Here is an 11,252-nt window from a genome sequence, read left to right on the forward strand (position 1 = left end):
GTTGGCCAGTGAGATTTTTTACCCACACGCCCTAAAAGCTCTAGCCTCAACGCCCTTCACATAACATTCAGTGATGTATCCCATATTGATTCCAAATTATTCACAACCGCCGCTGAGTCACATACTGCTTGCCATCTGATCGCGAGTCGCTTCCGGCTTCGCGATCACTACACATCACGAATCGGAGAACGTCCTATGCGTAACCTCATCCTAGCCGCCCTAACCTCTCTCGTTGTTTTTGCTGTCGTACCGGCACAGGCAAGCCTTGCCGACCGTGAGTCAGACAGCGCACGGGTAGAAACCACCGAACCGGCGCCTTACAGCGGCCAAACTGTTATTCGAGGTAAAATCGTCTCTGATTAAGACGGCTAGCCTTTCCTTTTTCTTTTGCATCTTGGCACCAGGGACGGTGCGTTTTTGATCTAACCTCGCCACGCGCAATCCATGTGTAATTGATACTGCCTGAACCAACCGTGACCGAGGCTGTGGAATCCAAAGTTGAGGTTGCTATGATCAACCAAGTTAACCCAACCTTGGAAAACCATTCGCTCCAATACGCTGTTTATTCAGGAAAAGGATTTCATGCCCAAAACACGTACCCATGCCTGCCCTTCGTGCGCAAATAATAGCCTGAAGGCCACCAGCAACCCCTCGATACAGAGCTGCCGACACTGTCACGGCATGTGGTTTGAAGACGGTGCGCTGAACCAAGCCATTGCCAACCGGCATGATCACATCGACCACTATGACCATGAGCAACACTTAGGCTCTGCCCTACGAACCAGCGACCGACAATGCCGGCGCTGCCGGGTTTCTATGGTCCACTACCAACTGCTGGAGCACTATACGACCGAAATCGACTGCTGCCCGAGTTGCGACGGAGTCTGGCTGGATAAGCACGAAGTCGACCAGGTGATGCAATCCCCGGAACTGAAACGGGCGCTGAACAATCTCAATGAAAAGGTGAGCTGGAAGTCTTGGCTGTTTCAGTTTTTTACAGCTATGCCCGTGGAATACAACATTAAGCCTCAGCGCACACCTTGGGTCACCCGAGCATTAATTGCACTTTGCAGCCTCGTATTTATCGCCGGCCTGCTCTCCCCCGAAATCAACGACTGGGTGTTCGCATACTGGGGGTTAAACTCTGAAAACCAGAGCCCTGCACATTTTGCCATCCAGCTCCTTACCTATCAGTTCGTCCATGGCGGTTTCATGCACTTGGCCGGCAACATGTATTTTCTGTGGATCATTGGGGACAACCTGGAAGACGCCCTCGGGCATGGAGCCTTTCTCGCGCTGTACCTGTTTGCCGGCGTGATGGCGGCTTTGGCGGAACTGCTGTTCTTCGACAGCAGCCAAGGCCCGCTGCTGTTAGTGGGGGCTAGCGGGTCTATCGCTGCGCTATTCGGCCTTTACTTGATGTGGTTCCGCCACGCCAGCCTGACCTTCATGTTCTTTGTTTACCAGAAGAAACTCGCACCCCACTGGTACTTCCTGATCTGGAGCCTGATTAATCTGTTTGGCATGTTCTCCGGCCAAGGCGGTGTGGCTTGGGTGGCCCACTTGGGCGGTTTCGCGCTTGGTTTGTTGTTGGGTTATCTGTTGAGGGATTATGTGTTCAGGAAGAACCCGCTGATTGCGCTGCTGAATCGGCCGGAGGCTGAGTTGCGGCGGTAGGGTTTCGAGTGTGGAGATAGAGGCCCCTGTATGCATGGTTCTCCTTGCGCGAGTGATATTCAGGCCCGGAAACGACCTCTCCCCCGTTTTTGTTGTCGTTTTTCCTCAAGGCCCGCTTGCCATTCCGATACAGGTCCCATCTGCGTAAATTTCAAACCACGCTCGTAGGCCCGAGTTAGCTGTTGGTTCAGGCTCTGCAGTCCCTCGGATGGTTTGGCCCATTGCTCTTTGGGCAAAGGCGCGGACCAAGCTTTCAATTCCTCTGGCAAGCTCTTCAGGGCCAAGGTCTTGATGCGACGTTCGGTGATGATGTGAGCCAGATAGCGCTGAAAGAACCAGTCACCCACCTTATTGCCGAGCCAAGGTAACAAGGACATGTCTTTGCGGGCCTGACGGCACTTGGCTTTGTAATGGGCCAAGGTTTCATCTTCTTTCGGGTCCGGGCAGGCCTCGGGGCCGTTTTCCATAAACTGTCGAATACACTCCCACTGGGCCAAGCCGGCTGTTTCGTGGCCCACGTTAATGCTGGCAGCGGCCAAGGCCGATTCCGGATCGTCGGGTTTTGGTATCGCCAAGGTGAGCACCGTGTGTGTGGCCATCAGGCTTGGGCCCATGTCCTGGCGGGTTTCGATGTAGGCGACCAGTTTTTCCCAGGGGTAGATTTCGTAGACGAGTTTGGGGTCGTGTTTTTTCTTTAGGCGGAGGGCGATGAAGAGGTAGGTGCCGATGACTAAAAGCTCTAATGCAAGCACGACCAAGGCCCACATTATTATCGTGTTGCGATACTCCTCTGTTACATCCTCCAACATAAATGGTGCAAAAACAGCAACAAGTGTGAATACAACCGTCACATAAGCCCATCCTTCTGCGCTTTCATTCCAAAATGGCAGCTTGTATTCTTTTCCTCCCTTCCAATGCGGTATAGCCACTTCTCGGCGTTGCCGGTTCAGTCTCACCGAAGGCGTTTCTTTCACCGCTTTGTTACCCAAAAAATGCATGTACAGTCCCCAAGGGATGGTGATTAACAAATTCATCCCACCCAAACCCAGCAAAGGTATCCACGTCAATTCGTTGTGCCCCAGGTAATAGTGCACCGTCATAGCAAGCCCACCCATCATCACGAGAATGGTGAGACTCAAAAACATCAACGCAAATTCGGCCCCAAACAACAGATTGCCATGCTGTAGATCCAGCCAGCCATCGGTTTTTCGTCTAATCCAGGCATTGACGTCCACCGCCCGCTTACCTGTTGTTACCGGTTCCGGACTCAGGGCCAGTAACCGACCCTCTTTAGTGGTACGGCGCGCACCGACTTCCCAATCGGATTCACGCGATGTATTAGTTGATAACGGATTCTCGTTTTCTTTGGTCATAGTTATGACTTAGTGGGGTCGCTTGTCAGGGCATGATATTTGGTAATCAACGCGGTCAGTCGATTGTCCGGTTTATCCAAAGTTGTTACGGCTTTCCATTGCTTAGTTTCGTTAGCTCCGACCATCGGCAAATCACCCTGCTCGTGCAAGGTCAGCTTGTAATGGTACGCTTTGTCTTTCTCTGGCAACCAGTTGGGGGAATTGGCTGCCTTGTAGCGGAAGGCCAAATAAAACCCATCGGCTGTTTCTAGGTCGGCCCCAGTCAGGGACAGCTCCAAGGCAACGCCCGCACCGCCCATGCTCTTGGCAGTAATGGCCTGATTCCAGTAGTCGTGGTCAGGGTCCCAGGCCGTTCCCTCCTGCCGCAGGATGGCCCACCCAAGTTATCTACTTCCACTGAGCTCAGTCCGGGCAATTCGATTCGGAAGCGAGACTCAGGCTCGAAAACGGCCTTTCCCTCGCTTTTGTTGCTGCTTTTTCTCACGCCCTGCCTGCCATTCAGACACTGGCCCCATCTGGGTAAACTTCAGGCCACGCTCGTAAGCACGGGTGAGTTGTTGATTCAGGCTCTGTAGTGCCTCAAACGGTTTGGCCCACTGTTCCTTGGGTAAAGGCTCGGACCAGGTTTTCAATTCTTCTGGCAAACTTTTCAGAGCCAACGTCTTGATACGGCGTTCAGTGATGATATGAGCGAGATATCGCTGGAAGAACCAGTCGCCCACTTTCTTGCCCATCCAAGGTAATAGGGTCATTTCTTTGCGGGCCTGACGGCATTTGGCTTTGTAGTGGGCCAGGGTTTCGTCCTCTTTCGGATCCGGGCAGGCCTCGGGGCCGCTCTCCATAAACTGGCGAATACACTCCCACTGGGCCAGGCCGGCCGTTTCATGGCCGACGTTGATACTGGCAGCAGCCAGGGCCGATTCCGGGTCGTCCGGTTTTGGTATCGCCAAGGTGAGGACCGTATGTGTGGCCATCAGGCTAGGGCCGATGTTTTGTTTCGTCTCGATATAGGCGACCAGTTTTTCCCAGGGGTAGATTTCGTAGACGAGTTTGGGATCGTGTTTTTTCTTTAGGCGGAGGGCAAAATAGAGGTAAGTGCCGATTATAAAAGTTTCGACGACCAAAGCGGTGGCAAATATAGTCACCAACAATTGGATGTATTCTGGCGACTCCCCTTCCAGCGTAAAAGGCATGAATACAGCAGCTATAGTACCGATATAGGTTATGTAGGCGATTCCAGCGGCACTGTCGTTCCAAAATGGCAACTTGAATTCTTTGCCCTCTGCCCAGCGCGGCATCGCCACTTCCCGGCGTTGCCGGTTCAGTCTCACCGGAGGCGTTTCTTTCACGGCTTTGTTACCCAAAAAATGCATGTAAAGCCCCCAAGGGACCGTGATTAACATGTTCATCCCCCCCACAACACTGTACGGAATCCATGTTATTTGCCCATCTTGGAGATAGGCATCAACTGTGATAGCCGTAGCGAACAGCATCATTAAGATAAACAGGCTTAAAAACATCAACGCAAATTCGGCCCCAAACAACAAGTTGCCATGCTGCAAATCCAGCCAGCCCTCGGTTTTCCGTCGCATCCAGGCATTGACGTCCACCGCCCTTTCACCTGTCGTTGCCGGCTCCGGACTCAGAGCCAGCAACCGACCATCTTTAGTGGTTCGGCGCGCTCCGACTTCCCAGTCGGGCTCTGGTGATGTTTGAGTTGGTGATGGGCTCTCGTTAGCTTTGGTCATAGTCAGGACTTAATGGGATGGTTTACCAGGGCATGGTAATTGATGATCAACGGGGTCAATCGAGTGTCCGGCGCATCCAGCGGCATTATCGGCTGCCACTCTTTCGTTTCGTTAGCGCCGACCATCGGCAAATTACCCTGCTCGTGTAATATCAGCTTGTAATGGTACGCTTTGTCTTTCTCTGGCAACCAGTTGGGGGAATTGGCTGCCTTGTAGCGGAAGGCCAAATAGAATCCATCGGCTGTCTCCAGGTCAGCTTCGGTCAGCGACAGCTCCAAGGCAACGCCCGCTGCGCCCGTGCTCTTGGTAGTAATGGCCTGGTTCCAGTAGTTGTGGTCAGGATCCCAGGCTGTGCCTTCCTGCCGCAGGATTGCCCATTCCATGTTATCCGCTTCCAGCGAACTCAGGCCCGGTAATTCGATCCGGAATGCGCAGTAGCTCGTGCGCCCATCCAGAGCAGTCTGTTCCGCCTTCACCAACAGGTTTGGCCGGTAGATGGCCTTGGCCAGTTCTTGGCGTTGTTGATCCGTATCCCAACCTTTGGCGTCATTGCCCCAGGCACTCTGCTCACACCAGCGCTGCACGTCTGTGCGTTTATAATAGTTTTGTACCCAATTGCCTATGCAGACCAAAGCGGTGCCTATCCACAGGTAAGCGTTCAATCCCCGGAACACACCGCCGGCCAACGACAGCATCCCCCGATTGACCGATTTCCAGGTGATGTCGGCGGAAGTTTTGCGGAGGACGTGGTAGATGCCGGCTGATCCGTTTTTCGCCATTTGCCAACTGCCGTATGTCAGCAAGCTATCTCCAATAAAGGTAACACCTGCGCCTGCCCGGGTTCCGCCGCTAATCCCAGACTTAACCATTACAGAAAGTTGCTTGAACCAATCAGCACCCGCCGAAAAGAACCCCGCCCAAGCGGCAATCGTGCCACCCCATACATAGTCGCGTGAGCACTTCATCCGCCTGGGAGATGGTCTGGTAGTAATAATTCAGGCGGGCGCTGCCGACGATGGTCAGGACACTGGCAGCCGCGCCGATTGTCCCTGTTACGCCACCAAACATAGGCAGGAAGTTGTCGAGGGTTTTATCTTTTTGCCATTTACTAAACGCATCCCAAGCCCCAACAGCCCCAACCAATCCTATAAACGACACCAGCCCTAGACCGCTAATTCGCAGCGCATCCTGACCGTGAGCCAAACCACGACCAAAATCCATCATGCCCTTAAGTCCACCCCTTTCTCTGAGGCGTTTCAGTGCGTCAACTTCAGATTGCACCGCACGGCCATAGGCAGTCCGGGTCAAACCGCCGATCAGAAGAGCTCCGCTGTGGCCCTCCCCCTCAACCGGAGACGTGTCCACCAGTTGAAAACCTCGCTCACGGAGCTGATTAGTCAGCGCTTTCTTTTGAGCACGAAGGGCTCGAATCTTGTCGTCGTACTCTCGTTTGTTTCGGCGACGGTCTCGGGTACTGGCCTCGCTATTCCGTTGCTGAAGACGGTTTTCCTGCGCCAAAACTTTCTCACGCAACTCAGCCAGCCGTTCAATTTCCTTCACGAGGGATTCATGCCTCGTCAGGCTGTCGGCATCGGCAATCTTCAGATCAACCTGGTACAGCCTCTGGTTCTCGAAAACGTGAGCTCGCAACCCAGGGTCCATGCGCTCAAACACTTGCCTTAGGCGGCCATGCAAATCGGCGGCATCCGCCGCTTGAACCAACTCGAATACAGCCAATCGACCGGTAATATTCAGCTGGGCCAGGTGGTGGCTGAGTTGTGCGGCTGCGCCCTCTGAAAGAGAGGGAAATTGCAAATAAGGGCTCTGCTCAACCAGTTGAACCCATTCCTGGTAGGCCGCCGGAGCTTGCCTGGCATCCATAATGGCTTTCAGGCCGCCGATGACGTCTTTTAACGTGCCGGGAATTACCTCGGGCTTCAGATCCAACGAGATCAAATGCTGATGCCCAACCTCCTCAAAATAGAACTCCTTTAGGAAAGAAAAGTCACCCGTTGATTGCGCCCATTCAGTGAGCACCGTAACCAAGCCATTGTCCATACCCAGCAACGCCGTGTAGCTGGCTTCACTTTGCCGGTCATAAAGATGGCCGTGAAGATAAAATGTCGCCAATAGCGACTGAATATCCGCGACGATCCGGCGCTTTTCGTCGTCAAACCAGGCTAAATGCTGCTGAGCTTGCTCCAGATAGGCGTTCATATCGTCCAGTTTCACCAAGTCTGCGATGCCCTGTTCGCCACTGAAGGCTGAGCCATCAACAAGGCTCTCTTGGTAGTCCGCGATAGACTCGACGATCGAGAACACTTCCCGCTTCGACATATCCAATTCAGCCGCCAATGCTTCAGACGCATTACGCATTGCGGTGACCCGGTCCTGATCGGCTGGCATATAGCTGTATGTAGCAGGTCCGGCTACTTTGCGAACACTTTTTTGATATTCAGGGAAATCTTGAATCAGCTGTTTTAACCGGGCATGTTGGTCACGACTTCCCTCAGTAACCTTCTCAAATAATGCCTTGGCCTCTTCATCATCAACCTGCTCTGAAAACGCCCGGGCCAACTCAGCTACGCGCTCGTCATCCAGTTGAATCAGTTCGTTGATAAAGCGCGCCGGATAGTATTTAGCATCCTCAGCCTCCAGCCATGCGTTATGGTTGGTGTCCACTATTGCCCAGGCATCCAGAAGCTCACTGATGTGACCCATAAAATCATCAACGACGATATACGCATGATCTAAATCATAAGCAGGTAACCGATGGGCGAACGGTTCCGAGCCTGTATCCAGCGCATTTTGCGCCCAATACCACGAAGGTAAGTGGGGTTTCCCATCCATGGTCTCTGTTTGTTTGTCTGGATGGGCCAGCAGCGATTCCAGACTCTCTTTACTCAACAAATGGCGCTTGCCATTGATGGGGCAATAACCAGACAAGCTGACCCGCTGCATTACCTCTCGCCGATAATCTTCCCAACGAATCAGCATGCTGCATTTTTTTGCAGTTAGCTGCGTGGACGAGAACAAGGCATCAACATGGCCTCGACGCGGCACCACTATGGCTGATGTATCCGGGGTCCCAGTACGTTTATCCTGAGCGGCTTCGTCGCCTTGCCATAAACGCTTGGTGACCGCACCGCCGTCTTTGACTTCATACTCGTGCAAAATGTCCGGGGCATCGGAATGAAACAAGTAGAAGTAACCATCTCGTATCTGGCGAACGCCAATAGGCTGGAATTCCAGATCGAACCGAGAAGCTAAAGCGGAATGCTCCACTGGCTTATCGGCATAGGCGTATCGAACGGGGATCAACTGAATATCAGCCCGCGTCAAAGGGCAGGCGCCTTGAGCGGTAGTGCTTGCGAGGCTTGCACGGTCGGCTGCGACTATGGGGTTCGTAAGTTGCTTACCCATGAATAGGCTCTCCTTGCTCTTGGGTTTCAGCCGAGGACATGGCGATCATCGCCGCTTCTCTAGCCTGAGCTTCCGCGGCCGTCCCTGGCCACCGATGAAAAAGGTCATGAATACTAGAGGCCGCCGTTTCCCATAACGAGAGCTCTCCCATATATCCGTATACGGTAGACCAGTGGAGCAAAGCTTGTTGTGATTCATAGCCGTTAGCTAAGGCCTGCTCCATGATGGCCCGAAGATCCTCAACTACACCCTGCCGTGCTTTTGATGCAACTCTACTCGGAAAATAGGTCTCAAGGTGTTGCATCAATTTGACCAGTGTTGCGCGTCGATCCGTGTCCGTTAAACCGCTGAGGGTGAGTTCGCCCAGCCGAAATGGAGCACTACTCTCCGCGCTCCGTCCAACGCCAACCTCCGACAACCAGTCCGGGCGTACCTGAAGGTGCCAATCGTCCCATAAGGCATCAGGGAGTTTGACCGCAGTTAACGGAGCCCAATATTCTGACACCCCGCCATCACCGGACGAAGCCAACAGGACTCTTGCAACCGTGGGGTCTGCAAATCGCAGCATGACGCTGTATCCCACAGGGTGACGTACCGTGATAAACCGGCGTAAATGATCAGCTAACGCGTCCATGGGCTCATCGCTGTCGATAGCGTAGCCCCACTCCTTCATCCTGCCTTCCAGAGACAGTCGTTCCAATAGCGGGTGACTCTGGCTGGTGCGCACTAGGAGCGGCGAAATGGAGCGAATCGGTGCCCACTCGGTGCCATCATACAGATTACGATAGTCCGGACTATCGACAAGCTCGTACAGCCAGCGCTCCGCCTCTTCGCGTTTGCTGCCATCAATCAGGACGTAGTTGCAATGAATGTCCTGAACCTGTGTGGTGTTTTTGGAAGGTCTTTCGAAAACATCAAACATCGGACTGATCTCCCGATGTGTTCCCCTCTGCCTGACAAATAGCCGTCAGTGCTTTGCCTTCTTTTAGCGCGCGAATCTGTGCATCTGGTTGTGCATTAGGTCGCTGCCCAACCTCCGCCAACACCGCCGGCGCCACAACCCCGCCAGCAGCATCCACCAACCCCGGCATCTCCGGCACCTGCACCTTCTGCCCACTGCCTTTACCTGCAGCCCCACCGGCATTCATCTTGATACTCGCGCCCCCCATGGCCACGCCACTGGGATCGATCTTTACGAAGCTGCCGCCGGCTTTCAGGGTGATTTCGGCTCCTGCTTCGATCACCGCTTTCTGACCGGCTTTGATATGCAGCTCGGTGCCCGAGTCACTGATCCAGGCGGTGCCGGCTTTGAGGTGCAGGGTGCCGGTGACGTTGAAGCTGTGGTCTTTGCCGGTTTGTTCGCGCTTCTCGCCGTCCACCGTGTTATGGCTGTTGCCTTGGGTGTGGCTGAAGCGGTTGTTTTCCACCGTCAGGTGGCTGTCGTTCTTGATGACTTCGGTGCGGTTGTTTTCCGTCAGCAGGTCCAGGTCTTTCTGGGCATGAATGTAGATCTGCTCTTCGCCAGCTTCGTCTTCAAAGCGCAGTTCGTTGCTGCCTTCACCCTTGTGGGTTTTGGTCTTCAGGGTGGTCCGGGTTTTGTGTTCCGGCAGCGCGTACGGCGGTGTGTTGGTGGCGTGGTAGGTTCTTCCGGTGATGATGGGCTGGTCCGGGTCGCCGTCCAGGAAGCTGACGATGACCTCGTGGCCGATTCTGGGCAAGGCCATGAAGCCATACTGGCCACCGGCCCAGCCTTGAGATACGCGCAGCCACGCGCTGCTGTGTTCGTCATTCTCTGAATAGCGGTCCCACGGGAATCTTATTTTCACTCGGCCGTATTGGTCGCAGTGAATCTCTTCGCCTTCCGGGCCGGTCACGATAGCTATTTGAGGGCCGTCCATCATGGGTTTGTGTTCACAGAGGGCGCGCCAGGTTTTATCGGCGGGAATGGCGGTGAATTCGTTGTGGTAACTGGTGGGTTCGCTACCACCCTCTTCTTCCAGCGCTTGCGGTTGTTTGCCGGTGTGGGTGATGGCGGTGATCAGCCATTCCCGGTTCAGGGTCTGGCTGTCGTGGTCCTGCAGTTCCACTTTGGCGCCGGCGGCAAAATACGGGCGGTTGCTTTTGCCGTTGGCGACGGAGGCATCGTTTCTGAGTGCGTCTAATCGGGTCTCAGTAAACGGCTGACCGCTGGCGTCAGCTTTGTAGCGGCCGGGGTAGTCGTAGTGCTGGTAGTCTTCCCGGTGGTTCACACCGCCGGCGCTCTGTTCGTGCATCAGAGCGTAGGCAGGGTTCTTGAAGGTGTAGTCTTTCATCGCCACCGATGACGCCCGCACCCTTTCTTCGTAGGCGAAGCTAAATACACATGCCTGCTGGGTGCTGCCGCCGGCTTTGGTGTTGCATTCTACAGGGTCTAGTTTGGGCGCATCACCGTGATGATCGGCGATGACCAGCGCCGGTTGCTCTTCACCGTCCACGCTGCCGTGCTGGTAGCGGTAGTGCCAGCCTTCTTCGGCAGCGAGTCGCTCCAAGAATTTCAGGTCGTTTTCGCGGTGCTGGACGCAGTATTCCCGCTCTTCGGGGGAACGCTTTAAATCAAATACCGTATCCACAATACCCCGCTCTTCCAGCAGCGTGCGCACGATGGCATCGGTGGTCTTAGCTTGGAAAATCCGGCTGTTGTGCATTAGGCCCAAGCGCCACACGGGAGGCTGAATCACCACTTCGTAGTGGGTGCGGCGGTGGCCGGTGTTGCCTCGAACGAATTCGTTCACCACGCCGGTGAATCGGCGCAGAGGCTGGCCGTCTTGCCACACCACCAGATCCACCGGCTGCTCCAATACATCCGCTGCTTGCACGTCCGGGTCGGTGCTGGCCAGTTTCAAGCGGCCATGGGAGAGCGTGGATAGACCTTCGGTGAGCACAAAGCTGGCAACCACGAAGTAGTCTGAGGGGAATTCGCCAATACGGGCGGTGAACTGCAATCCGCTTGCCTGGGGCATAACTTCAGTCCCTGAAGAATGAACATTTCCTT

General features: G+C 54.4%; 9 protein-coding genes. 2 read left to right on the forward strand and 7 right to left on the reverse strand.

The window, feature by feature from the left end; all coding sequences use genetic code 11:
* Positions 1-195 precede the first annotated feature (195 nt).
* Both Q9245_RS07915 and Q9245_RS07920 read left to right on the forward strand, forming a co-directional pair.
* A complete protein-coding gene (locus Q9245_RS07915; RefSeq protein ID WP_305896621.1) occupies positions 196-363 on the forward strand; it encodes a hypothetical protein in 168 nt (55 codons plus the stop codon).
* A 219-nt stretch (positions 364-582) separates the two neighbouring features.
* Positions 583-1,677: a rhomboid family intramembrane serine protease gene (locus tag Q9245_RS07920; protein WP_305896622.1), complete on the forward strand. Its 1,095-nt coding sequence runs from the start codon at positions 583-585 to the stop codon at positions 1,675-1,677.
* Positions 1,678-1,736: 59 nt separating this feature from the next.
* Here Q9245_RS07920 and Q9245_RS07925 read toward each other — a convergent pair whose 3' ends face one another.
* The 7 genes from Q9245_RS07925 to Q9245_RS07955 form a co-directional block, all read right to left on the reverse strand.
* The gene (locus tag Q9245_RS07925; protein WP_305896623.1) at positions 1,737-3,050 is read right to left on the reverse strand and encodes a hypothetical protein; all 1,314 of its coding nucleotides are present in this window, start codon (positions 3,048-3,050) and stop codon (positions 1,737-1,739) included.
* Positions 3,051-3,052: 2 nt separating this feature from the next.
* Positions 3,053-3,328, reverse strand: a complete 276-nt coding sequence (locus Q9245_RS07930) for a hypothetical protein (RefSeq protein WP_305896624.1) — start codon at positions 3,326-3,328, stop codon at positions 3,053-3,055.
* Positions 3,329-3,484: 156 nt separating this feature from the next.
* Positions 3,485-4,798, reverse strand: coding sequence for a hypothetical protein (locus tag Q9245_RS07935; RefSeq protein WP_305896625.1), 1,314 nt, complete (start codon positions 4,796-4,798; stop codon positions 3,485-3,487).
* A gap of 2 nt (positions 4,799-4,800) precedes the next feature.
* Positions 4,801-5,667 (reverse strand): hypothetical protein, encoded by an 867-nt coding sequence (locus Q9245_RS07940; protein WP_305896626.1) that lies wholly within the window; start codon positions 5,665-5,667, stop codon positions 4,801-4,803.
* A gap of 22 nt (positions 5,668-5,689) precedes the next feature.
* Complete coding sequence (locus Q9245_RS07945) at positions 5,690-8,221, reverse strand: toxin VasX (protein ID WP_305896627.1); 2,532 nt, start codon at positions 8,219-8,221, stop codon at positions 5,690-5,692.
* A complete protein-coding gene (locus tag Q9245_RS07950) occupies positions 8,214-9,143 on the reverse strand; it encodes a DUF4123 domain-containing protein (RefSeq protein WP_305896628.1) in 930 nt (309 codons plus the stop codon). Before Q9245_RS07950 ends, Q9245_RS07945 begins: the two co-directional genes overlap by 8 nt.
* Positions 9,136-11,220, reverse strand: coding sequence for a type VI secretion system Vgr family protein (locus Q9245_RS07955; protein ID WP_305896629.1), 2,085 nt, complete (start codon positions 11,218-11,220; stop codon positions 9,136-9,138). The genes Q9245_RS07950 and Q9245_RS07955 overlap by 8 nt, the downstream gene beginning before the upstream one ends.
* Between the last annotated feature and the right edge of the window lie 32 nt (positions 11,221-11,252).

The sequence above is a fragment of the Marinobacter sp. MDS2 genome (assembly GCF_030718085.1).
Classification (GTDB): Bacteria; Pseudomonadota; Gammaproteobacteria; order Pseudomonadales; family Oleiphilaceae; genus Marinobacter.